Consider the following 24,143-nt stretch of genomic DNA (forward strand, 5'->3'; position numbering starts at 1 on the left):
ATATTTACTCCTCGGGGACGTCACCCGGCACACTCAGATGGAGCAGCAGGTCAATATTGTTCAGGGTGTCCAACGTATCTGTGGTGTCGATTAATTGTTGGACTTGGCTGTTATTAAGTGGCCGTGGTGCTGCTTTACAGCAGCGTATAAATTTATTCAGATGTTGCTCGCGACTAAGCGGACGGGCAGGGCTACCCAGTGTATTAGGGATATCGTGATTCAACACGCGGCTATCCTTCAGTACTACTTCAATGCGCTGGGGGCTCATGGCATTAGGATCGGTATTGTCATCCAGCTTCACCACGAATTTCTCAGCCAACGCAAGACGTTCTGGATTGCACAGTTTGTCGTCGTCGTAACAATCCACGGCAACATCACCATCAATAAATAAGGTTGCGGCACTGTAAGCGAAGCATAATCTCGCATAGCTCACCGCCATCCCTGGTGTAGGACGCCGACCAATTAAACGGTTAATCAACGGCGGTGCATACAGTGTGACCTGGTTGATATCGCCGGCTTTAATACCGTAATGATCAATCAGAACCTGCAATGCGTCGAGCCCACCGTGGCAGGCCCGACCGGTTGGGAATGGTTTATGAGAGACCTGATTGATACGGTGCTCGTCGAGCAGAGCTTGCATCGCAGTTGGAAAATCAGACTCCCGTTCAATCAGCGAGAAAAAGCCAAAGGGCCCATCCAGAATATCAACCGGGCCGTCAAGGCCTGCCACCGCAAGATCATATGCGTTTACAGCGCTTCTGGCTGCGACACCTATCTGCATCGCCAGCATGGATGTCCCTTCTAAATGGGCCTGCATAGTGCCGCCCAGCATACTGTAGGTAATGCCAAGAGCCTGTATGGTTTGGTTTCTGTTAAGACCATCTATCCAGGCCATGGCGCATACCGCACCGAGGGCACCGCACCAGGCCGGACGAAAAAACGTTAAGGGCGAACGGGTGGCGCTGCCTAGTGTTGTAGCAACATCAACAGCAACGCTAACAGCGGTTAAAAACTGCTTACCACTTACGCCTCCCTTGCGCTGACAAAAAGCCAGTAATACTGCCTGAATGACTGCCATTGGATGTACAACGGCGGCTTCGTGAACACAATCAAACTCCTGATTATGAATTTGCCAGGCATTGACCATGGCAGCCGAAGGCGCGGGCAGCCATTCGCCCGTATTAAACACTTGTGCATCATGGCCAGCTCCCCAACTTTGACACAACTTTTTCAGCGATGTAGCAAAAGGTACTCTGGCGCCACAGATGCCTACTCCCATTGAATCCTGAATAAACGTTTTCAGCTTGCCAATGGTGCCTGCATCCAGGTCCTCAAAGCGTTGGTTAAGCGCATAGTCCACCAGTTGATGTAAAGACTCGGTTGACTGACTCATGGTGTCACCTGATAGGGAAAAGAGCATTCCGGCGTGGCATAAGCGAATGCTGCTATCCAGCGCTCATCACTGTTATCAGACAGTACACTCATTAAATCTTGCTGACGTTCTGCAGCCACATCGGCGGCGTGAAATAAATGACTGGCTTTACCGATAATCTGTTCAGTTGTCATGGGATTGCCTGGATCGCCCAACACGTCATCAATGTTAATGACCTTGCGTTCACCATTCTTCAGGGACACGGTGAGTGTTGCGCCGTAGGCATTCGGGTAGGCGATCTGACGCATCCGACTACTGCGTACCGATATTTTATCGCGCCATTCAGCCAGTTCAGGGTGGCTGCGGCTGTCAGTGTCGAAATCTCCCAGCGTCGGCTCGCCTCTGACTATCGTGACCGCAATGGCATGCTGTAAACTAAACTTGGCCTGTAGTTCGGTTTGCGGGTCGGGGTTATCACAAAAACGTAGCGCGTCGTCGTATGTTTCTAGCGTTAGTGATTCAATGTCATCAAGTGGCGTGTCAATCTGCAATGCGGCATCAATAGCCGGGTGGGTATGCCGACAAGCAGGCCAGGGTTTAAAACTGCAATGCCATAACAGCCAAGGCGCATCAGCGTCGCATAAAATAGCCTCTGGTATACCGCCTCCGGCGGTAGCGGCAAGTAACCCTTGCTTGCCTTCAAGTAAACTGGCCGGGCCTTCTATACCAACTTGTGCGGCAATAGCAGCTTGTACACCGGTAAGTGCCGCCCAGCCATTGTGCAATTGCTTACTCTGGGTGTTCTCATGGCGCATTTGCCAAAGCCCACCGGTGCGGGTGCCGGCGTTAGCCAGCGCATGTATCCATTGAATATCGTTCAGCTTTAGTAGTTCACAAGCAGCGGCAGCGGCGCCAAATGCTCCGGCGGTAGAGGTATTGTGCCAGTACTGATAATGCGCCGGACCAAAACTACGGCCAATTCTTATCATTGCTTCATAGCCAACGATAATGGCATTAAGCAGGGCTTCCTGGGTGGCTCCAATGTGCTGCGAAACGGCAATAGCGGCGGGGATCACCACCGGACCGGGATGCAAAATTGAGGTACGGTGTACATCGTCCATTTCCAGAATGTTGCCAAGTGCCCCGTTGAATAACAGTGCAGTTTGCAAGTCTGCTTTGCCATGGCCTGCTACGCTTATATTACCGGCACTGCGTAAATTGTTCTGCCAGCTACCGAGCTTTTTGCCGGTGTCAGTAGTGGTGCCAAGCAGGGCGCATCCCAGCCAGTCGAGTACATGTAATCGAGCACGTTGACGATCCGTATCGCTAACAGGGCGTTTTAATAACGGAATAAGTTCAGTTAGCAGGGTGGTTGCCATGAGCCTTTTGTTTGACTAAAAGTATAATGTAATAACAATAATACATACTATTCAGTAAACATCAATATGGACCACGGGGATTTCATAAGAAATGCCGTGTGATGACCGGAAAAAGAAATACAAATTTAAAAAGCAAATCGCCCTCTAAAAGAGGGCGATAAGGTAAACCTAATGAACCGTTGTGGTTACTGAGATACTTGCTCAACCACGGTTTCCATATCGGCCTGACCGTTGGTTTTTTCAGTGATCTCTTCGCGGTTCTGCTGAATGATTCGCAGGATGCGCGAAATAAACTCCTGGTGCCAGATTTGACGTTGTTCAGCGGCCTGGGGATCAGGTTTATAGTTCTCGATTGCCTCACGGGTAACGCCATTACCTGCTTCGAGCAAACGTTCTATGGTATCTACGCGCTCACGGGTGACGGCCAGTTCCTGGGCAATTGCCATGGTAATATTAAGTAACTGCTCAGTCTGTTCTGCTTCCATAAAGTAAGGGCGCTGACCTTTAGCTTTACGGCCAGCATCGGCAATATAATCTACACTCATGCGACAGACTCCTGTTTTGTGGCTTCGGCGGGTTTCCATGCGCCAAATACGTTCCAGGCGGCGGCGCGACCATAGTCCTCAGACTTATCGCCGGTTTCGGTTTTCGGAAAAATTGATTCATCTACCTTGGCGGTGACCGCAGCGGAAAACTGTAAGTCAGCGGGCAGGCCAGTACTGTCTATCATGTCAACCAGATTGACATCGTGCATAGCGCCCCAGAATGGTTCGTTGTTATTCCAGGTATCCCAGTCACGAATAAACTGTTCAAACACCGGACGGTCGGCATATTGGGGTTGTTCGAGGTGCAGTGACAGTCCTCCTGGTACAAGCAGACGGCTAATTTCGCTCAAAATCTTAGGCATGGACTGGGCCGACAGCTCGTGCAGAACCATGCTGGTGGTAATTAGGTCAAAGCTTTCATCATCAAACTGGGATAAATCTTCAGCATTTACCTGCATAAAAGTAATGTTGTTCACACCCAGTGCTTTTGCGCGAGCATGTCCATAGCGCAGCACAGGGGCTGATACATCAATAGCGATGATCTCGGCGTCCGGGAAAGCCTGAGCTATGGGGACAATGTTGTGACCGATTGTACAGCCTATGTCCAGAATACGCTTGGGTTCAACGTTTGGATGATCTTTTTTCAGCCAGTCTGAAATCGCTCTGCCACCCCCATCAGTCATGGAACCAAGCTGACCAACCGTTGTGACAAATAATCCGCTGTCGTAGTTTGCGCCAGCGCTTACATCGCCTTCAACCACAGATGTATGATAACTGCCTGGCATACAGTGGGTATCTACTACGGTGACGTATTCAGGAATTTGTGCCTCTGGATTTAATACCAGGGTGTCAGCGCCATCGTTGTAACTTGCTGCAGCGGCATTGATTGCATCAATCTGGCGTAATACCAGCGAGCGTCCTGCCTGTTGACGGCATTCCATGGTGCTGCGACGCAATGCACTCCACCACTGATAGAAGGGTTGCTTCTTCATCATGTCGCGGACTTCGTGACGCGTTTGAGGTTCTCTGCCATGCTCAGCCCTGAATGCCGGTAGGGCATTTTGTTCGTAGCTTTCCTTGACACCCGGTAAAACCGAAGCAGACAAGTGCATATTTAAATTGGCAAGAAAGTTAAAGCGCGCAATTTCGTCATGTTTAGCTTCAGGGAAAAGCGCATGTTTTCCCACTTTGTCCCATGTTGGCGGGACTTTACGGTTACTACTCATAAGCAACTCCTTGTGGTTAGCTGCGACTAAAAGACGGTATTAGCATACTATAAAAGAAATAAAGATATATTGATATAGGTTAGTGTCATTTGTAGCTTTTTTGTTCTTTTTGTATTGCATTTTCTCGTTTTTTTTGCGCACACGAGGTAGTCAAAGGACTGTCACTACTATAGCGAAGTCACTGACAATTGCATAAACAACTTATCGCCGAAAAGCGCAGAATCGAGCGTTTTTAACACACAGTTTGCATGCATTAAGCAAGTTTTTACTCTGGCAGACGACATCAGGTAGCGTTAATGCCTGGCATGGTGAGTGAGCTATTCCGTTGTTTTTTCCTTTCCTGCAATAAGCACGATGCCATCGTGGTACTGCACCGGTGCTGAAGCACCCGCCTCATCATTGGTCATTGCGCCGTGGCGCATTAGCTTTGGTTTTATTACGGGTAACACCCACACCGGTATCATAAACTGGCGCAAGCCAAATCATGGAACACACGCTGTTAAAGCGTTCAATACTGTCTTCAAAAATGGCGATGGCGGTATCGTGGTCGCCGACTTTCTCGGCGGCATAGCCGTATAAACATTTGATGGGTTTAGTACTGTAAACGCAGGCTGAGGTTGATCAGCCGCGGTTGTGAAAGCCGTCAAATTAATAGAAAAGAGTAATGCAACGTTAACTAATGTCATGGTAATAGCCGGTCTTGTTGTTATTACAATGATAATGGTAAGTAATGTGAAAGATCTTACTTGGGAGTAAGACTATGCCGTGTAGTGAGATATCTGATGGACGCGATGCTAACTACCGCAAACATGGCTCAGTCTGAGGAGCTTTCATTTTATATGACTTAAACTCATGCTGACCAGGGTCTGCCAACCGTTTGTGGCGAACGAATGGATAACCCATGTATAAGGTAACCCAAAGCATAGATATAAGTGGGTATTTATCAGCGCTGATCCGGCGAAAGACTAAGTTACTCACAGTGTGCTTAATCGGGAATTCGGCACCGTTAATTAAACAGAGAATAACTACCGGTATCGTGTTGTTGAAACGCTGCCGAATTGTTTCGGCAGCGTGGCAGAAAGCACCGGACTATATCGCATCCTCGGCTTTAAGGTTTGATACCTGCTCGGCAGAATAACCCAGCGACGACAAAATATCATCGGTATCAGCACCCAGTAGTGAACAGGCTTTACCATCCGGGCGCTGACCATCCAGTTTTACCGGGCTGGCGACGACTCGCATTGTCGGTTTGTTGACGTGAGGAAGGTTTTGCAACATACCAATTTGAGCCACATAGTTATTTTGCAGGGCCTGATCCAGTTCATACACGGGGGCAATCGGAATCTTACCGCCAAACAATTGTACCCAGTAGTCGGTAGTTTGCGCCGAAAAGGCTTCATCAAGTATGCTCTGCAATTCACCACGCTGGCCCTGACGGTCCTTGATGGTTGCAAAACGCGGGTCATCACCGAGTTCCGGCTTTCCAATACCGTCGATCATCAACTGCCAGAACTTCTCGGTCATACACATCACAAACACCCAGCCGTCTTTAGAGGTATAAAGCTGACATGGCACGGTTGAGGGATGCGCAGAACGGCCAATACGTTCAGTGGTATAGCCTTCGTTTAAGTACCAGGTCGCGGGGTAAGTAAGCTGTTGCAAGGCAACATCAAATAAGCTGACATCTACATCGCGGCCGGTACCGTGTTTTAGTACACCGACCAGTGCCGCTAACAGCGCACCGGAAATTGTGGCACCAGTCATAAAGTCCACCATGGATAACCCAAAGCGGGTAGGCGGCGTTTCCGGTGCGCCGGTAAGCGCCATAAAGCCTGCTTCGGCCTGCATCAGGTAATCGTAACCCGGCCAGCCTGCACGTTCGTTATCACGGCCATACGCGGATAGGTGTGCACAAACTATCTTTGGGTTGACCGATTGCAGCGAATCATAATCAAGGCCAAGTTTAGCGGGTTGATCGCCACGCAGGTTGTTCATTACCGCATCAGCTGAGGTCACCAGTTCATGAAAAATCTTGCGGCCGGCCTCGTGTTTGAGGTTAAGACTCAGGCTTTTCTTGTTCCGGTTGAAGGTTTGAAAGAATAAACTGTCATTGTCGCCCAGGTAGAACGGCCCGGATTGACGAGCGATGTCGCCACCACTGGCCGGATTTTCGATTTTGATGACTTCAGCACCGAGGTCAGCCAGAAACATCGACGCGAAGGGACCCGCGCCGTATTGCTCCACGGTAATAATGCGAATGCCCTTAAGCGGTGCCGGCTTATTCATTCCCGTACTCATATCTTATTACGCTCAATCAGTTGCTTGGCAATGATCATGCGTTGCACTTCGTTGGTTCCCTCTCCGATACACATCAGCATGGCATCACGGTAGTAACGCTGGATAGGATATTCCATTGAATAAGAATAACCACCAAAGATACGCATGGCTTCGTTAGCACAAAACACACCGGTTTCAGTTGCGAAGTACTTCGCCATACCTGCTTCCATGTCGCAGCGCTCATGGGCATCGAATTTGTTAGCTGCTTGTTCGATTAGCAGTTTAGAGGCTTCTACCTTAGAGGCCATTTCACCAAGTTTCAGCTGAATCGCCTGATGCTGACAAATAGGTTTACCCATAGACTCTCGTTCCTGGGCGTAACGAACCGCCAGTTTCAGGGCCCCTTCGGCAATACCCGCACCACGTGCCGCCACATTAATACGGCCGAGTTCCAGTCCGCCTACGGTAATAAAGAAGCCTTCTCCTTCGCCTTTTAACAGACTGGAAGCCGGTACGCGGAAGTCTTCAAAGGTCAACTCGCAGGTATCAATCGATTTGTAGCCGAGCTTTTTCATTTTATTAATGGTTAAACCAGGCAGCGGATCCCCGTTTTCATCTTTGGTTTTGATGATAAACATACTCATGCCTTTGTAACGAGGTTGAGCATCCGGGTCGGTTTTGGCCAGTAACAGTAAGCAGTTACCGTTTAATGAGTTAGTGATCCAGGTTTTAGCACCATTGATCACATATTCATCACCGTCGCGCACCGCGCGGGTGCGGATAGCTTGTAAATCAGTACCGGCATTAGGTTCGGTAAGCGCAATACCGCCGCGCAGTTCACCAGCAACCATTTGGGGTAACCAGTCTTGTTTTTGCGCTTCGCTACCAGAGCGTTCAATGGCGGAGGCCATGATCAGGTGCGAGTTAAAAATACCCGATGGCGCCATCCAGGCGCCGGCCACTTTTACCACGATTTTGGCGTACAGTGAGGCCGATAGTCCTAGGCCGCCGTACTCTTCACCTATGGTGGCACCAAACAGGCCCAGTTCAATCATTTGCTCGACCAGCGTGTGAGGGTACTCGTCGGCCTGGTCATGCTCATCAGCAATGGGTTTTACATCGTTTTCGATCCATTTGTCGATTGTATCTAAAATGGCAATTTCGTCTTCTGCAGTCCAGCTCATGGTATTCTCCGCCTGAAATTCGTAGTTATGTTGCGACCAGCGTCATTGTTGGTCGCTTAGCAATTAATAGTTTGCTTTGCCTTCAGCATCGTTGCCTTCGCGCATCACCAGTACTTTGCGAATAAAGGAGCTTACTTTTACGCCGTCCTGGTTAAAGCCGGTAGTGCGCACGGTGACAATGCCTTGGTTAGGACGTGACTTGGATTCTCGCTTATCGATGACTTCGGATTCGCAGTACAGCGTGTCACCAACAAACAGCGGATGGGTCATTTTAATGTCATCCCAGCCTAGGTTGGCAATGGCTTTTTGAGATACATCAGTGACACTCATACCGACCATCAACGCGACGGTGAATGGGCTTGCTACAATGCACTTACCAAATTCAGAATATTTCGCGTATTCTTTGTCAAAGTGCATAGGATGCGTATTCATGGTCAGTAGGGTGAACCAGGTATTGTCGGTTTCAGTAATAGTGCGCCCCGGACGGTGCTCGTAAATATCACCGACTTTAAAGTCTTCCAGGTAGCGTCCAAAAGTTTCGCGGTAGCGGTTTTCGCCGACTTGTTTCCAGCCTTGTGACATGGTTTTTTCTCCAATTCTCAATACGGTAATTCGGATGTGCGCTACAGCGTTACAGCCCGAGTTTTTCTGCGATAGTGACGATCCGTTCGGCCGCTAATACCAGTGGCAGATCAATCATTCTGCCGTCCACCAGTAAAGCGCCACCATTGCAATTCTTATAAGCAGCAACGATTTTTCGGGCTCGTTCGATATCACTGGGTGAAGGGGTAAAACAACTATTTATGGTATCTACCTGATTAGGATGAATGGCTGACTTACAGGTATAACCTAACGCTTTCACACGCTGGCTCTCTGCGGTCAGGCCCTCATTGTTATGAATATCAAGGTAGGGGACATCGATGAGTTCTAATTGCTGACTGGCCGCGGCAATGGCCAATTGGCAGCGGGAAAAATACATGGGTTCCCAGTCAAGGGTAGTGCCTAGCTCCGCCGATAAATCGCCGCCGCCAAACATCAGCGCGACAAGACGACTGGAGGCCCTGGCAATCGACATGGCATTACCAATGCCTTCAGCCGACTCGATTAATGCAATCAGTGCAACAGAGCGTTGTGCCAGTGCCTGATCAATAATGTGGACATCTTCTTCGGTCGCAACTTTGGGTAACATTAGCGTAATCGGAGGTAAGTCATCACGCTCGATTATGGCGGCAATATCTTGGAAACCATAAGGTGTACGTGGCGAGTTTACCCGCAGAATAAGAGACCCAGGGGCAGTGGAAGTTGCGATATAATCCAACGCTGCCTGACGCGCTCCGGCTTTTTCTTCCGGTAAGCAGGCATCTTCCAGGTCGATACAAATCACATCTGCGCCACTGGCGAGCGCTTTCGCAAAACGCTCCGGGCGGGTACCGGGTACAAATAACAGGGAACGGCGTGAGCTCATGGTTATGCCTCCTTCGCCTGTTCTTGTTTATCGCGAAGCGCTAATTCCTGAGTGTCACGCAGTGACAGGGTGATTTCTTTTTGCGGATGTTGCTCAGCAAAGGTTTCGGCAATCTGTAAACGGGTGGCAAACCACACGTCAGGCTTAGACGCGACATACTCGAGGAATTTCGCCAGCGCACCAATACGTCCCGGACGACCGATAATGCGCAGGTGCAACCCTAAGCTCATCATGCGGGTTTGCTCTGCGCCTTCTTCGTACAGTACATCAAAGCTGTCTTTAGCGTACTCCAACCACTCGCCAGGCGAGTGCGCCGGATCTGTCCAGAATTTCATATCATTGCTGTCGATAGCGTAAGGCACAATCACCATGGGCTCTGTACTGCCCGGCACGCGACCCCAGTAGGGTTCATCACGGGACACATCATCCATATGATAGGTAAAGCCTTCTTCTTGTAACAGGCGGCGGGTGTTTTCGGTATGCAGGTAGCGGGATAGCCAGCCTTGCGGGCGCATACCCGTGGTAAGTAACATGCTGTCGCTGGCTTTTTGAATTTGCTCGCGTTCTTTGGCTTCATCAAGCATAAACTGATGCTTCCAGCGATAGCCATGCGAACAGACTTCGTGGCCTTCTTCGCTGATGACTTTTGCGATTTGCGGAGCACGTTCCAATGCTACAGCAGCGGCAGTAAAGGTCGCCGGAATACTGTACTTTTTCAATAAGCGATGAATACGCGGCCAGCCTTCGTTAATGCCGTACTCATAGTTCGACTCGTTCATGTGCACGCGCATTGGCTTTTTAATCGCCAGACCCAACTCATCCACCAACTCCGGTCCTTTGTCGCCATCCAGAATATTGCTCTCTGAACCTTCTTCCACGTTAATCACAATGGAAAGTGCCAGACGGGCATTATCAGGCCATAGTGTCTTTTTGCTCATGGGTTTACTCCGGTACCGCGCATTTACTTAGTGATACTCTTCGCCACCGGATACATTCATGCATTCGCCGGTAACATAAACAGATTGCTCAGAACTTAAAAAAGCGCAGGCTTTGGCGGTGTCGTCCTGTAATCCAGGGCGACCCAGTGGAATGCGCGCGCGCATGTCCGCCATGTATTTATCCATATCTCCGCCAGCAAAACGCTGGTTCTGCCAGGCACCTAAACCGGTGGTAACGTGGTTAGGGCATACGGCATTTACATTAATACCATGCGGGCCGAGTTCTTTGGCGGCAACCCGGGTTAACCCCACTACGCCATGCTTCGAGGTAGTATAGGCACCAGCTTCGGCGAAGGCTGATTTGGACGCCTGCGAACCAATATTGATAATGCGGCCACTGCCCTGTGACTGCATAATGCGTCCGGCATGTTTAATGCCTAAGAACACGCCACGCAGGTTTACGCCTAACACGGTGTCCCATTCTTCGGCTTTGGTATCAACAAGCGCTGTCATTAAATAACCTACACCGGCATTATTTACCCAGATATCCAGGCTACCAAAAGTGTCTTTGGCGGTTTTAGCGAGGGCTTCAACGTCTGATTCTTCCAGCACGTTACAGACCGCGGTTGTTACTTCAATACCGGCTTCACGCATATCGCTGGCAATGGCTTCCATTTCTGCAGATGTGCCAATCGCGTTTTCCGGCAGGTATGCATTTTTGGCTGCGCCTATATCCGCCAGCACAATTTTGCAGCCTTCTTTCCCTAAACGCCATGCGATGGCTTCGCCTAAACCTTTTCGGCGTCCCGAACCAGTAATAACTGCTACCTTGCCGACTAAATCTGGATACATACTCATGATTTGCCCTGCCTAGATTGATTCAGTCAGAATGAACTGCGGGTTATCCGCAAAGGTCACAAACTCAGCGGTGACTTTTTGCATCGCTTCGCTGGCGGCATCTTTGCCAAGTTGTTCTAAGTCGTTAATTTCCAGTACTTCAATGTACTGATACGGAGCATCGCCGCCGCCTAACAGGCCGGTGGTGCGCAGTACGTCAAACTTATCGACGGAAGATAGTTTGCTGGCGGTAGGCAAATCAGTGGTTTTCGCCCAGTTTTCGTAGGCGTCTTTATCCGCTTCCTCGCGCAGATTAAACAACACAATTATTGTGGTCATTGTCACTCTCCCGTGTAAGCTACCATCACTGGCAATTTAAGTTACGTTGGCTTTATCTTAGATTCTGAACGAATGATATGTCAATATAACAATTGCTATTTGAGTGATATTTGTCTTATAGTTATGACGTTAGTTTTTATATGCGTTTGATATCTGTCCATACCGAGGAGTCACGATGGAACTTTCTAATAAAACCGCCCGCGAACTGTATGCTGAAGTAAAAGCCAATCCGGCACGAAAGCGCTTTGGCTTTGGTAATAAAGCGATTCTGGTCAACATTGACCTGCAAAAGGCGTATACCCGGACAGATTTGTTTAAGACCGCTTACGAAACCGACCCGCGCCAGCTGGAATATGTCAATACCCTGGCGGCGAAGTTTCGTGAACTGAATTGGCCGGTGGTGTGGACCCATGTGGCTTACATGGAATCAGGCGAGGATGCGGGTATCTGGGGCACCCGCACCGATACGCCGGACAGCCTGCAAAATATTAAATTTGGTAGCGAGCGTTCGGAATTGGACGACCGTTTAGTGCTGGATCGTGAGAAAGACGTGTTCTATTGCAAAAAAATGCCATCGCCATTTTTTGAAACTCAACTGCAAAGCCTGTGCGTATGGCATCAGGTTGATACGGTTATTTTAACCGGCGGTTCTACCTCGGGCTGTATCCGTGCCGCGGCGGTAGACAGCTTATCCCGTGGTTACCGTACCATTGTGCCGGAAGAGTGTGTGGCGGATAAACACGAAAGTTATCACTTTGCCAACCTGACCGACCTGTCGCTCAAATACGCCGACGTGCTCGATGTGCAAGAAGTGTTTAGCTATTTAGATAAGAAGTTCGACGGTCAAAAGTAAGGAGCCACACTATGAAAGCCGATCCTGGTTATTACGATTACTGGCCCTATCACGACCGGCCAAAAATTACCTGGCCCAATGGCGCTAAAGTAGCTTTTTGGGTTGCGCCGAATATCGAATTTTATGAACTGGATCCACCGGCCAATTCCTATCGTAAAGCCTGGCCGGGTCCGTATCCATCCATTGCCGGTTACGGCATCCGCGATTATGGTAACCGCGTGGGTCATATGCGCCAGATGAAGCTGCTGGAAAAATACGGTATTCGTGGTTCTATCTCACTGTCTACTGCGCTGTGTGATCATCACCCGGAAATCATCGAGCTATGTAAAGAACGCGATTGGGAGTTTTTTAGCCATGGTATTTATAACACGCGTTATACCTATGGCATGAGTGCAGAGCAGGAACGCGAGATGATCCGTGACTCTATCGAAACCATTTATAAGCATACCGGCCAAAAGTGTGCGGGCTACTTAGCACCGGCGCTATCACACAGCGACGATACCATCGATTTATTTGCCGAAGCAGGTACCGAGTTATTTGGCGATGAAGCAGGTTTTTATACCTGCGACTTGTTTCACGACGATCTGCCAACGCCGATTTCTACCCGTTCTGGTAAGAAGTTTGTGTCGATTCCATATTCACTGGAAATGAACGATACCATCGCCTACGTGGTGAACAAGGTAGAACCGCGTCAGTATGGCAAAATGATTAAAGCCAACTTCGACCGTCTGTTAGAAGAAGGCGCGGAAAGCGGTACCATTATGTGTATTCCTACGCACAACTATCAGGTGAGCTGTCCGCATCGTATGAAAGCTTTTGAAGAAGCGCTGGAATACATTACCGGCCATAGCGATGTGTGGGTAACCACCGGCCGGGAAATTGCCGGTCATTTTATTGAAAACCAATACGATACGGTACTGGCTGACATCGCCGCTAAACAAGGGGGGATGAAGTAATGAGTCTGGATAAATCACATCTAGAATATCCGCATCGTAGCTATGGCATGGACCACGATTTATACGACTGGTCGATGCTCACAGAGCGCCCCGCGGTAAGTTGGCCGAAGGGCAAAAAACTGGCGTTATGGCTTAACCTGAATATTGATTTCTTCCCCCTAAATCAGCGCAGTAACCCCACTGGTGTGCCCGGCGGCATGAAAATGCCTTACCCGGATTTACGCCACTTCAGCCTGCGTGACTACGGTAACCGCATTGGTATTTACCGCTTATTTAAAGCGCTGGATAAGTTTGGGGTTAAACCCACCATTGCCATTAACGGTGCGATGGTTGAACGTGCGCCGTATCTGATGGATATGATCAAAGAACGCGGCGATGAAGTGCTTGGTCACGGCTGGCAGATGGATATGATCCATCATGGTGAAGTCGCCATTAATGAAGAACGTCAATGGGTAGCGAATAGCTTAAACACCCTGCGCGAACGCTTCGAACAACCCGTGAGCGGCTGGTTAAGCCCGGGTCGATTGCAATCCGCCAATACCCCGGCACTACTCAAAGAACACGGTGTTGAGTATATGTGCGACTGGGTAAATGATGACATGCCTTATGCCTTTAACACCTCGGTTGGCGCGATTACCGCAATGCCGCTTTCTAATGAACTGGACGATTTCTTTATCCTGAATAATAACCTGCACAGCGAAGATAGCTACGCCGAACAGGTGATGGATGCCTGCGATTACCTGCTATGTGAAGCGAGCGAACAAGGCGGACGTTTACTGGCGCTTAATGTTCATCCGTGGATGCTTGGACAGCCTCACCGTATAGGTCAACTGGAACGAGTGCTCGCGCACATTACCAGTCTGGACGGGGTATGGAGCGCAACCGCTTCAGACATCCATAAGGTGTGGTCAGCACAGCAATAGCCGCATGGTGGACAGTATTGTTCGCCACTTAAGAGTACATTATATGTCTAAAACCCTTTTTGAAAAAATTTGGGATGCGCATCTGGTTAAAGCACTGCCGGATGGTACGTTCCTTATTTACATCGACCGAGTTTTCTTACACGAACGTACCGGTTCAATCGCGTTGCAAAGTCTCGCGGAAGCGGGGCGCAAAGTACGCCATCCTGACCGGGTATTTTGTACCATGGATCATATTGTGGATACCTTTCCCGGTCGTGGTGATGATACCGTAATGCCATCGGGGAAAAACTTTATTCAGGCAACGCGTAAGGAAGCGAAAGCCGCAGGCATTACCTTGTTTGATATTGGCGATGATAGACAGGGCATTGCCCACGTAATCAGCCCGGAAATGGGCATTGTGCAGCCTGGCATTACGCTTGTTTGCCCTGACAGTCACACCTGTACACAAGGCGCGATTGGCGCGGCCGCCTGGGGCATTGGCTCATCAGAGGCCGAGCATGCCATGGCCACCCAAACCTTGCGGATAAACAAACCCAAGCTTATGCGTGTGATGTTTGAAGGCGAACTGGGTGCAGGCGTGACCGCTAAAGATATGATTTTGCATTTGATAGGCCAGTATGGTGCTAATGGCGGTGCTGGCTTTGCCATCGAATTTGCCGGTAGTGCGGTTGAACGCCTATCTATTGAAGGGCGTTTAACCCTGTGTAATATGGCGGTAGAATTTGCGGCGTTTACCGGTTTGGTTGCGCCGGATCAGAAAACCTATGATTATCTGGAAGGGCGTACTTATTCGCCAACAGGCAAGGAATGGGACGCAGCGTTATGTTATTGGCGGTCACTGGTCACAGATGCCGATGCAACGTTTGATAAAGAAATCGTTATTAACGCTGCCGACATTGAACCTACTGTTACCTGGGGAACTAGCCCTCAGCATGCGGCAGGTATCAGCCAGTGTATTCCTGAGTTGGACAGTTTTGCGTCGGATGATGCGAGAACCGCTGCCCAACGCGCGTTGGATTACCAGGGGTTACAGAGTGGCGATGCACTGGCAGGGTTAAAAATCGACAATGCCTTTATTGGCTCTTGTACGAATGCGCGTATCGAAGATTTGCGCAGTGCTGGCAGTATTTTAAAGGGGCGTAAAGTCGCGGCAGGTATCAAAGCCATTTGCGTACCAGGCTCGCAGCAGGTTAAAGCCGCCGCTGAGCGTGAAGGGCTGGATAAGATTTTTAAAGCAGCCGGTTTTGAATGGCGGGAGAGCGGATGTTCTATGTGCTTCTTTGCCGGCGGCGAGCATTTTGGCGCGCAAGAACGCGTGTTGTCGACCAGTAACCGCAACTTTGAATCCCGTCAGGGGCCGGGTACGCGCACACATCTGGCGAGCCCCGCGACCGTTGCCGCCAGCGCCATTAATGGGGTTATAACTGATCCACGAACCTTTGCGGAGGCGAACTAATGGAGCCATTTATTTGTCATACAGGTGTTACCGCGCCATTACTGCGCATTAATATTGATACGGATGCAATTATCCCCAGTCGTGAAATGCGTTTGGTGTCTAAAAAAGGCCTGGGAGAAGGTTTATTTGCCAGCTGGCGTTATGTGCTGCCTGACTCGCGTGAGCCTGATCCCGATTTTGTGCTGAACAGACCGGAGTACGCCAATACCACGATAATTCTGGGTGGCAATAACTTTGGTTGCGGATCCTCACGGGAACACGCAGTATGGGCGCTCGCTGAATACGGCATTCGTGCGATTATTGCCCCGGGCTTTGGCGCAATTTTTTACCAGAACTGTATACGTAATGGCATATTGCCCGTGGTGCTGAACAATAAAACAATTCAGGTGCTTGCTGCCGAAGTCTCTGAAAACCCACAAGTACACCAACTCACTATCGATTTAGCGCAGCAAAATGTGACCAGTTTCTGTGGCACACAAGCCGGATTTGAAATAGAAGCCGGCCACAAGGAAATGCTGCTTAAAGGCCTCGACAGTATTGGGTTAACCCTCACTTTTGAAGAGGATATCAGACGATTCGAACAAATCGATGGTGAAAAGCGCCACTGGTTGTAATTGATAAAGGGCTGGCGCTAAACGTGGCGCCGAGCCTGCTTTTTAAACGACGCTTCCTCTACTTTTTAGTCCTGGTACCAGTCCCAACCTCAATCCCGACCAGGGATGTGACGTTACGTGAATCTGTTTGTACCGTCTGTGCAGGCTTTATTCAACAGTATGCGTTACATCGCGATTTTCGCCCCCTGGACGTTGGGGAATTATGCTTTTTTACAGGCTTTTTGCTTTTAGGATTAAACCTTTATTGAGAGCATGTTCACAACAAAAAGCTACTAAAGCGAGTGGCTGATATTGGCAACTAGTCTGCGTATCTGGGCGGGCATGCCAGTATTACTCAGCTTCATTGCAGATTATTATCACCTCATTGTTTATATTCGCTAAGCTAAACAAAAAGCCCCGTCGGGCTAACCGCCGGGGCTTTTTTGACGGTGATTATTTCACGTTGTCTGGCTTGTTAGGGGCAAAGCCTAAAGATTCCTCAACATGAGCCGGATCGTCGCGGGTAAACACCCTGTACTGGCCAAGTGTAAGTAATAAAGAGGCTCCCACCAGTAGGATCACCAGAGAGAACAGCAAAATGCTGTTATAGCTCTGGGTTTTATCGTAAATGATGCCGAATACCATTGGACCCACACCGGCACCAAGCGCAAAGGTGGCGTAGATAAACCCGTAGATAGTTGAGTAGGATTTCATGCCAAAATAACGAGCAATCAGGAAGGCCAGTAAATCGTATTCAACACCCGAGGCAAAGCCAATAAGGAATATGGCAAACAGGGCGGTGAGTGTACTTAATTCATCGGCAGTGAGCATCCAGCATGCCATTGCGGGTAATGACAGCAGGATAAAAGCAATACCTGGTGCCCAAAAGTGGTCGATTAACCAGCCGCCTAAGGCACGACCAGTTAGTACTGATATACCGATCATTGGCACGATACCGGCCACTGCTGCTTTATCGAACCCTTTGCTTAACAGCAGGTTTTCCATATTGGGAACCGGGCCACCAAGAGCAAAGGATATTGGTATAATTGCCAGGCAGATAGTCCAGAACCGACGATCACGAAATACTTGTGCCATAGTCATACCGGCTTCATTACTCGCTTGTTTAACCACGACCGTTTGTTGTTTGTGATCCGGTGACTCGTAAAAGAAGAAGTAGGCGATGGGGAATGCAATAACCAGTGGTAATGCCGCTATCACGGCATAGGCGCCACGCCAGCCAAGTTCCGCGATTAAATAAGCGGTAAGCGGTTTAATCAGTGAGCCGAATATACCGGTTCCAATCAATGCCAGGCCCAGCGCCAGACCTTTTTTCTTCTCGAACCAGAGATTTACCCCACGGGTCCAGGTAATTGGCAGTGTTCCGGCCCCAACAGCAGCGATCAACCCCCAGCTAAAATAAAACAACAGTAATGAGCCATTACCCAGTGCAAAGGTACCAAAGCCTAAGGAAAAAAGCACAATTGACGTCAGGATAACCGGACGCACACCGAAGCGGTCTGCCAGGCCGCCAATCATTGGGCTGGACAACAATACGGTTAGTGTCATCACGGTAATGCCGATCATGATGTCCCCAAAGCCCCAGCCAAATTCAGCAGCGAGCTCTGGTGCAAACATGCCTATTGTATAGAACGGTACCGGCGACAAGCCCAGCCCAATACCAATGGAGGAGGCAAACACAATTTGCCAGCCTCGTTTAAATTCTTGTTTACCTGTTTGCATGATACGTAACCTTTTATTCTTTGCAGAGTATCACTGTTGCGCCGGCAGGAGTTTGCAGGCGTGCCATCTGCTGTGTAGTATTCCAAACTGTGACCGTTTTAAATTCAGCGTCACAATCTGTTGGATGCGCGGGCGTTAAAGCTCCACTGGCAATATGTGCGAATAACGCGCCGGTATGTGGAAGGCGGGCGCGCGCATAATGCGATGTCATGGGGACACCATAGCTCACTAACTCAATCCGCGAATGGGTTGTCCCCGGACCAAATAATTGCATATGTAGACTGCCACCAGGAGGCAGTCCAACGAGTTTTTCGATAGCCTGGCCGGAAAAGTGCTCATCCAGCACCTTCTCGCCACCAAGCTTAAGGTAGAAGTCAGCCTCTGCAACCATATTTTTAACAGTGCTGGTGAACGATGCGGGTTCGCCAATCCCCAGTTCATTTACCGGGTAGTCTTCGTCCAGGACTTCCAATAATCCTATGCCGGTACTATCCGGACCAACAATATGTGCATCCCGGTATCGTTTGCCGTGCTGTTGGTATTCTACCCAGTCCGTTTTCATGACAACGCCTGCGTTAGCGAGGTGCTGCCAAACTCTGGGTAAATCTCTCACCAGTAGGTTCAGGGTTTTCGGCAGCGCATCAAGATTACTGACGTTTTGCTTCAACGGAGTGGCGGGGCGCAATACTTCAACAAGGTGGATTGTGGTATGAGCGTTGGGTACGCCTAGTTTGGCCCGGCATCCGATATCCTGTTCTGATACCTGCCAGAGGTCTAGCAGACTGCGGTCAGTAGTACTGACCTGTTGTTGTATTTGGTACCCCAATTGATCACACCAGAATGCTTTTGCCGCTGGAAAATCTGCAGTTGCTAAAACGACCTCTTGTACATAAAGAGTGTCGTTTAGTGCAGCCTCAGAGTGTGGATTTGTCATCTGTATCAATCACCGGTTCACCTGCTCATTAATATAAGCAATGATGTCTTTCTGTAAAGATATATAGTTATAACAATAAATGCAACAGTGTAAGCTGAAATAGCCATGATGAGGAGTAGAGGAGGATGAATTTAATATCTTTATCGTTTTCTTTGATATAATAAAAAATATAATGTTATGACAATAAATCAATTAGGAGTATGCCCTATGAAAGCGACGAATAGTATTGATATCGAAATCAGCGAAGTTGGCCCTCGTGATGGCCTGCAAAGCATCACACCAATTATGGCCACCGAGGATAAAAAACGTTGGATTAAGGCGCTCGCGGAAGCCGGGATGCCAGAAATTGAAGTGGGTTCGTTTGTGCCAGCCAAAATATTACCGCAGTTAGCCGATACCGCAGAGTTGGTTACATTTGCCAGAACGATCCCAAATCTCACGGTAGCCGTGTTGGTACCAAACTACCGTGGCGCCGAAGGTGCAGTAACCGCAGGCGCACATAAAATTACTATTCCTCTGTCGGTGTCTGAAACTCACAGCCTCAAAAATGTGCGCCGTACCCACGAGCAAATGTTTGATGAAGTGCGCAAGATACGCGAATTGATTAACACCCTACCGGTTAATGAACGCCCGGTTTTTGAAGGCGGATTATCAACGGCATTTGGATGCACCCTGGAGGGTAACGTTCCAGAGTCGAAAGTGATTAGTATAGCCGAGCAGCTTATCGAAGCGGGTTGTGACGAAGTCGGAATATCTGATACTACCGGGTTTGGAACGCCTAATCAGGTTACGTCAATGACCAAAGGAATCTGGGCAGCGGTAGGGCGGGAGAAACTTACCGGTATTCATTTGCACAACACCCGTGGCCAGGGACTGGCGAATGTAATGGCAGCACTGGATGTGGGCTTAACTACCATTGATGCGTCGATGGCGGGTATCGGCGGGTGTCCTTTTGCCCCCGGGGCGTCGGGTAACATAGTCACGGAAGACTTGATTTTTCTGTTGGAAGGTATGGGACTTAAAACCGGTATTCAGTTCGAAAAACTGATGGCTGCACGGCAAATACTTCGTGATAGTTTACCCGCTGAAGTCGAACTTTACGGTTTCACACCGGATGCTGGCTTACCCAAAGGATTTAATATGGCTACGCCGCAGGTGTAAACACTCAGTTATAAGAGCTTACAGGGGTATTGCTTGTTTACAGCGTAACGAGCTTTGCTCCTGATAATACTATTTCTGTCATTGCCAAATAATCGACCGACGCTACTTTTTAGATTGTCGCTTTGCGCGATATATCGGCTTGTTTCAGGCAATAAACCCACGGCCATTTTTTGCTAACCACATTTGTGATGTCAGCTTCCGGACCATTTGTAGCCTTGCAAGCGATTGGTTATGTCTCAAATAAGAATAACAGTTTTCAATAATAGTCTTTATTAACGAGGCTGTACTCGCAGGAGGGGCGTTTATCTCAAAGCTGAGAGATGCGCATAAACTCCTTTTTTCTGAAATTTACCATGCCGTAAAACTCTACCTAACTGAACCTATGACAGGTTCTGTACTTTAAAAGCTTACCATCTAAACAATATTTCACTGACAGGGGCTATTTTTGGACACAAAATATTATTGCCCATTGTGGTGTAGTTGCTCATATTTAGTAAGAACTGCACTAGGATTGAGCAAATTAAAGAATTATATTAGAAGGAGTTATAGCTTTAGTATGATTGAGTTATATACACCAAAATGGTGTAATTTTTTACACCACTTTGTAATCTATTAAATTGTTAGGTGCCAAAGGAAATTTGAACTCATGGATATGAAATTAGCTGTAGGGTTACTTGCGTTTTCTGGCGTAATTATCGGTGCCATACTTCAATACTTTTTTACTCGCCATATTGAAAATCAGCGTCATTCCCGAGAATTAAAATCAAAAGCTTACATGGACTATTTAAAGTGTGTTTGTGATCAGGCGCAACTTAGACCCAAAATGGGAAGTCAGGAGCAAAAGGATATTTTTGCCCGCACTGGAGATGCAAAAGCCAGAATTTGTCTTTATGGTTCTAATGAAGCAATCGAGGCCTTCTCTGCTTTTGAAGTACTTGGTGCCGCTATGGCTACTAGCGAGCAAAGGAAGGCATTTACAAAAATGGTTTCAATCATGCGTACCGATTCTGGTAGTACTTTGGTCAGTAATATTAATGACATTCAAAATGTACTTCTAGGGGCTCGGGAGTAGGCACCTAACAAACGACTATGGCGTCAACCCTGAATTTTAGTTGTTTTTTCTTCCCACATGACGCCATCTCTTACCATCGAATTGAGGATGACAACCATCTTCCTGACGCGGGCAATAATGGCGACTTTCTTGGGTTTACCTGCCCCGACTAATCGGTTGTAAGTGCGCTTGAAAACCGAATTACATTGCATCGCCGACATCATCGCCATGAACAATACAGTACGAACCTGGTGACGTCCGCCCTGAATAACCTGCTTACCTTTATATCGGCCACTTTCTTTGCTCATAGGAGCTACACCAACCAATGCAGCGACTTCTTTATTGTTCATTAACCCAAGTTCTGGTAGGTAACTAATAAGTGCAGCGGCGGAGACTTTGCCTATTCCTGGCATACTTTGAACGAGGTCACTTTTCGCTTTAAATTCCGGACAGCTTTCAATGAGTTGAGCCAGTTCATCGTCCATTTTTTGAATTTGCTTCTTCAACACTACGAGCAGGGCTTTGATGCTGGGATGAACGTTTGTAGGCATAATTTGAAGCCGGTTTTTCTCACGAGTCTGCATCTCAAGAAGCTGACTCCTGCGTGCCACTACATCAGCCATTTGCTGCATATTCTCTGGCTTCAGCGCAGATAGGGGAGGTTGTATTACTTCACTAAAATGAGCAATCAATGCTGCATCTAATCTGTCTGTTTTGGCTTTCCGGCCAATGGCACCTGCAAAGCGTTTTATATGTACGGGGTTTACCACGCTAAAAGGTATACCTGCTTTTGCACAAGCGGTAATAAATGCGACTTCGTAACGACCTGTTGCCTCAATAACCAGACGTTCAAGAGCCAATTTTTTCAATCGCTTGATAGCAGCTGAAATACCTTTTTTATCGTTGGTAACTTTAAAGTATTCATCGCACGGGCGAATATGGATATCAAGGAAATCTTTACCGGTATCAACGCCGGCGTTAATGTTTTGCGCTTCGGTTTTATTCATAATAAGCTAACTCTGGTTTGCTAAATGCGAGCTCGGGGCCCAGTCGACTATTCGAGTATGTTGCTTGGAGCACTGCGTGGCGTTCATGTTTGTTATCGGTCTCTCAATTGAGGAGCCTGCAAGTCATCGAACTACCACACAGCCAACTTTGGTTGCAGCCAAAGTCTGGGCCTCACTTTACCCATCTTTGAAAAAGTTGTGGGGAATTTAGGGATTAATTATCCATACAAACCAAGTCAGTGGGACAATAACACGTAGGCTCCCGTCACTTCGTTCCTATTTTAGCCTACGTGTTATTGCCCCTGCTTGGGGCGTTGGTATGACTCCCTTTGTCAACCCTGAACGAGTGCTTCCCTGACACTCTTTCAGTCCATAATTAGTTATCTTTTTCACTCAAATAAATGAGCTAACGCACCGGATGAGGCAGTAATGTCGTCGGTTGTTATGCTGGTATTCGTAGGTTACTTATTCGATGAATAAGCAGAGCTGACCTTACTCAATCCGCCGTGGCACCTTCTCATCAGTCTATGCTCGTGGGTCAATCACGGTTAAGTGATTGCCATCATAACGCCCTCGTAGGTTGTGCCACCTTCAGCGGCCTGATCCGAATGCGTTAGCTCAAACTCGTTTATCATGCAGGTACTCGACTTAACCGTAGCTTTGGATTAACCGGTGTGAGTACCACTTCTTTCGCGATTGCCCAGATGTAGGCTGCCATTTCCTTGGCATTGGCGGTAATGATGAGGTTGTAGTGTTTTCCTCTCTTGCTCATCCGCTGATAGCGTTTGCACAGGCGAAGCTGTGCTTTCCAGGCAATATCGACGATGTCTTTGGGTAAGCCTTCCTGCCTTAATTGTAATTCGGTAGAGACATTTGCCGGATAACGATAGCTGTGTGCGCCTTCAATCAGTAGACGCCTGGCCCTTCCATTACCTGCTTTGGTAATAGCCCCTAAGTGCCGTTTGCCTCCGGAGGATTGTTCACTTGGGACTAAGCCCAAGTACGCCATCAACTTTCTGGGGTGGTCGAAGCGGTGTAAATCGCCAAGTTCTGCCACGACACCAACAGCCACTAGCAAGCGAACGCCCCGCATAGCCTGAATCGCTTTCACCACAGGATAATAACGCCATTGATGAACATGATGAGTGAGTTCATTATCCAACCGTTCTAATCGCCGGATACGTTCGTCAATGGTCTGAAGTTGTTCCTGCAAAACAATTTGCTGCGCCGGATGGGGCAATATCAATTCAGTGAGCCAGCGCAGATGTTTCTTCGACCAGTTGGCTGTGCCTTCATAACGAATATTGTTTCGAAGCAGTAAGGCCTTAAGCTGATACTTCGCTTCTTTTAAATCCTTCATGGCCGCTTCACGAGCGCGGGATAAATCGCGAACCGCTTCATCTTCGGGCTCCGGGACATAGATTGGCGTGAGGTCTTCTGACTTCAATGACCTCACCAATTTAAGCGCATCCCGACGGTCGGTTTTAATTCGCTCCCCAGGCTTTTTCGGAATAAGAGAAGGGGCGACCACATAACAGCAATGACCTAAACTTGTTATCAGTCGATAAATCCAGTAGCCACAAGGTCCAGCTTCATAAACCACGTGCAGAGTCGCGCCAGGATATTTAGATTCAAACTGGCGAAGTAACTTTTTAACGCTGACTTTGGAAGAAGGGATGCGCCCGTAATGAACAGGTACAGCACCACGCTGTTCTTCACAATACGCCACTTCATGAAATTCTTTGTGCGTATCCAATCCGATAAAAATCATGCTATGTTTGTTCATGCTAGCCTCCAAATTGATTTAGTATTGAACAAACTAATTATGGCAATGGCTTTCAGCTAACCCACGAAAATGCGGAGGCTAGCACTTTCACCGGGAGTCATTGTGTCTATACGACTAATTG

23 protein-coding genes are annotated in these 24,143 nt (G+C 48.5%); 8 read left to right on the top strand and 15 right to left on the bottom strand.

Annotation, left to right across the window (positions count from 1 at the left end; translation table 11 throughout):
• Nucleotides 1-4: 4 nt before the first annotated feature.
• From AC2T0J_RS09010 to AC2T0J_RS09025, 4 genes are all read right to left on the bottom strand, one after another.
• Nucleotides 5-1,393 carry an MmgE/PrpD family protein gene (locus AC2T0J_RS09010; protein ID WP_489809800.1) on the bottom strand — a complete coding sequence of 463 codons (1,389 nt, stop codon included), beginning with the start codon at nucleotides 1,391-1,393 and terminating at the stop codon, nucleotides 5-7.
• Nucleotides 1,390-2,751: an MmgE/PrpD family protein gene (locus AC2T0J_RS09015; RefSeq protein ID WP_489809801.1), complete on the bottom strand. Its 1,362-nt coding sequence runs from the start codon at nucleotides 2,749-2,751 to the stop codon at nucleotides 1,390-1,392. Before AC2T0J_RS09015 ends, AC2T0J_RS09010 begins: the two co-directional genes overlap by 4 nt.
• Before the next feature lie 185 nt (nucleotides 2,752-2,936).
• Nucleotides 2,937-3,296: a hypothetical protein gene (locus AC2T0J_RS09020; RefSeq protein WP_489809802.1), complete on the bottom strand. Its 360-nt coding sequence runs from the start codon at nucleotides 3,294-3,296 to the stop codon at nucleotides 2,937-2,939.
• A complete protein-coding gene (locus AC2T0J_RS09025) occupies nucleotides 3,293-4,522 on the bottom strand; it encodes a class I SAM-dependent methyltransferase (protein WP_489809803.1) in 1,230 nt (409 codons plus the stop codon). Before AC2T0J_RS09025 ends, AC2T0J_RS09020 begins: the two co-directional genes overlap by 4 nt.
• Nucleotides 4,523-4,834: 312 nt before the next feature.
• Between AC2T0J_RS09025 and AC2T0J_RS09030 the strand changes: the two genes are divergently transcribed.
• Nucleotides 4,835-5,101: a hypothetical protein gene (locus tag AC2T0J_RS09030; protein WP_489809804.1), complete on the top strand. Its 267-nt coding sequence runs from the start codon at nucleotides 4,835-4,837 to the stop codon at nucleotides 5,099-5,101.
• Nucleotides 5,102-5,611: 510 nt separating this feature from the next.
• Here AC2T0J_RS09030 and AC2T0J_RS09035 read toward each other — a convergent pair.
• The 7 genes from AC2T0J_RS09035 to AC2T0J_RS09065 all read right to left on the bottom strand — a co-directional run bounded on the left by AC2T0J_RS09035 (nucleotide 5,612) and on the right by AC2T0J_RS09065 (nucleotide 11,562).
• Entirely contained in the window at nucleotides 5,612-6,808 is a 1,197-nt protein-coding gene (locus AC2T0J_RS09035; RefSeq protein ID WP_489809805.1) for a CaiB/BaiF CoA transferase family protein, read from the bottom strand.
• 8 nt (nucleotides 6,809-6,816) lie between these two features.
• On the bottom strand, nucleotides 6,817-7,983 hold the full coding sequence (locus tag AC2T0J_RS09040; protein WP_489809806.1) for an acyl-CoA dehydrogenase family protein: 1,167 nt from the start codon (nucleotides 7,981-7,983) through the stop codon (nucleotides 6,817-6,819).
• Between the two features lie 63 nt (nucleotides 7,984-8,046).
• Nucleotides 8,047-8,565 carry a MaoC family dehydratase gene (locus tag AC2T0J_RS09045; protein WP_489809807.1) on the bottom strand — a complete coding sequence of 173 codons (519 nt, stop codon included), beginning with the start codon at nucleotides 8,563-8,565 and terminating at the stop codon, nucleotides 8,047-8,049.
• 49 nt (nucleotides 8,566-8,614) lie between these two features.
• Complete coding sequence (locus AC2T0J_RS09050; protein ID WP_489809808.1) at nucleotides 8,615-9,448, bottom strand: HpcH/HpaI aldolase/citrate lyase family protein; 834 nt, start codon at nucleotides 9,446-9,448, stop codon at nucleotides 8,615-8,617.
• A 2-nt stretch (nucleotides 9,449-9,450) separates the two neighbouring features.
• Entirely contained in the window at nucleotides 9,451-10,386 is a 936-nt protein-coding gene (locus AC2T0J_RS09055) for a polysaccharide deacetylase family protein (RefSeq protein WP_489809809.1), read from the bottom strand.
• Between the two features lie 27 nt (nucleotides 10,387-10,413).
• On the bottom strand, nucleotides 10,414-11,244 hold the full coding sequence (locus AC2T0J_RS09060; protein ID WP_489809810.1) for an SDR family NAD(P)-dependent oxidoreductase: 831 nt from the start codon (nucleotides 11,242-11,244) through the stop codon (nucleotides 10,414-10,416).
• Nucleotides 11,245-11,256: 12 nt separating this feature from the next.
• Nucleotides 11,257-11,562 carry an REDY-like protein HapK gene (locus AC2T0J_RS09065; RefSeq protein ID WP_489809811.1) on the bottom strand — a complete coding sequence of 102 codons (306 nt, stop codon included), beginning with the start codon at nucleotides 11,560-11,562 and terminating at the stop codon, nucleotides 11,257-11,259.
• A 175-nt stretch (nucleotides 11,563-11,737) separates the two neighbouring features.
• On the opposite strand from AC2T0J_RS09065, the gene AC2T0J_RS09070 reads away from it, so the two are divergent.
• From AC2T0J_RS09070 to leuD, 5 genes are read left to right on the top strand one after another with little or no spacing between them, the layout of a single operon-like run.
• A complete protein-coding gene (locus AC2T0J_RS09070) occupies nucleotides 11,738-12,415 on the top strand; it encodes an isochorismatase family protein (RefSeq protein WP_489809812.1) in 678 nt (225 codons plus the stop codon).
• Between the two features lie 11 nt (nucleotides 12,416-12,426).
• Nucleotides 12,427-13,371, top strand: a complete 945-nt coding sequence (locus AC2T0J_RS09075; protein WP_489809813.1) for a polysaccharide deacetylase family protein — start codon at nucleotides 12,427-12,429, stop codon at nucleotides 13,369-13,371.
• Nucleotides 13,371-14,294: a polysaccharide deacetylase family protein gene (locus AC2T0J_RS09080; protein ID WP_489809814.1), complete on the top strand. Its 924-nt coding sequence runs from the start codon at nucleotides 13,371-13,373 to the stop codon at nucleotides 14,292-14,294. The genes AC2T0J_RS09075 and AC2T0J_RS09080 overlap by 1 nt, the downstream gene beginning before the upstream one ends.
• Before the next feature lie 43 nt (nucleotides 14,295-14,337).
• On the top strand, nucleotides 14,338-15,750 hold the full coding sequence (leuC, locus tag AC2T0J_RS09085) for a 3-isopropylmalate dehydratase large subunit (protein WP_489809815.1): 1,413 nt from the start codon (nucleotides 14,338-14,340) through the stop codon (nucleotides 15,748-15,750).
• A complete protein-coding gene (leuD, locus tag AC2T0J_RS09090) occupies nucleotides 15,750-16,364 on the top strand; it encodes a 3-isopropylmalate dehydratase small subunit (protein WP_489809816.1) in 615 nt (204 codons plus the stop codon). Before leuC ends, leuD begins: the two co-directional genes overlap by 1 nt.
• A gap of 432 nt (nucleotides 16,365-16,796) precedes the next feature.
• On the opposite strand, the gene AC2T0J_RS09095 is transcribed toward leuD, so the two are convergent.
• Complete coding sequence (locus tag AC2T0J_RS09095) at nucleotides 16,797-18,083, bottom strand: MFS transporter (protein WP_489809817.1); 1,287 nt, start codon at nucleotides 18,081-18,083, stop codon at nucleotides 16,797-16,799.
• Between the two features lie 13 nt (nucleotides 18,084-18,096).
• Entirely contained in the window at nucleotides 18,097-19,017 is a 921-nt protein-coding gene (locus AC2T0J_RS09100; RefSeq protein WP_489809818.1) for a VOC family protein, read from the bottom strand.
• A gap of 207 nt (nucleotides 19,018-19,224) precedes the next feature.
• Here AC2T0J_RS09100 and AC2T0J_RS09105 point away from each other — a divergent pair, with 207 nt between their 5' ends.
• Both AC2T0J_RS09105 and AC2T0J_RS09110 read left to right on the top strand, forming a co-directional pair.
• Nucleotides 19,225-20,178 carry a hydroxymethylglutaryl-CoA lyase gene (locus AC2T0J_RS09105; RefSeq protein ID WP_489809819.1) on the top strand — a complete coding sequence of 318 codons (954 nt, stop codon included), beginning with the start codon at nucleotides 19,225-19,227 and terminating at the stop codon, nucleotides 20,176-20,178.
• 646 nt (nucleotides 20,179-20,824) lie between these two features.
• Nucleotides 20,825-21,250 carry a hypothetical protein gene (locus AC2T0J_RS09110; protein WP_489809820.1) on the top strand — a complete coding sequence of 142 codons (426 nt, stop codon included), beginning with the start codon at nucleotides 20,825-20,827 and terminating at the stop codon, nucleotides 21,248-21,250.
• A 23-nt stretch (nucleotides 21,251-21,273) separates the two neighbouring features.
• Here AC2T0J_RS09110 and AC2T0J_RS09115 read toward each other — a convergent pair whose 3' ends face one another.
• Together AC2T0J_RS09115 and AC2T0J_RS09120 are read right to left on the bottom strand one after the other, a co-directional pair.
• Entirely contained in the window at nucleotides 21,274-22,236 is a 963-nt protein-coding gene (locus AC2T0J_RS09115; protein ID WP_489809821.1) for an IS110 family RNA-guided transposase, read from the bottom strand.
• A 631-nt stretch (nucleotides 22,237-22,867) separates the two neighbouring features.
• Nucleotides 22,868-24,022, bottom strand: coding sequence for an IS110 family RNA-guided transposase (locus AC2T0J_RS09120; RefSeq protein WP_489809822.1), 1,155 nt, complete (start codon nucleotides 24,020-24,022; stop codon nucleotides 22,868-22,870).
• Nucleotides 24,023-24,143 lie beyond the last annotated feature (121 nt).

The sequence above is a fragment of the Alteromonas sp. ISO5 genome (assembly GCF_058105165.1).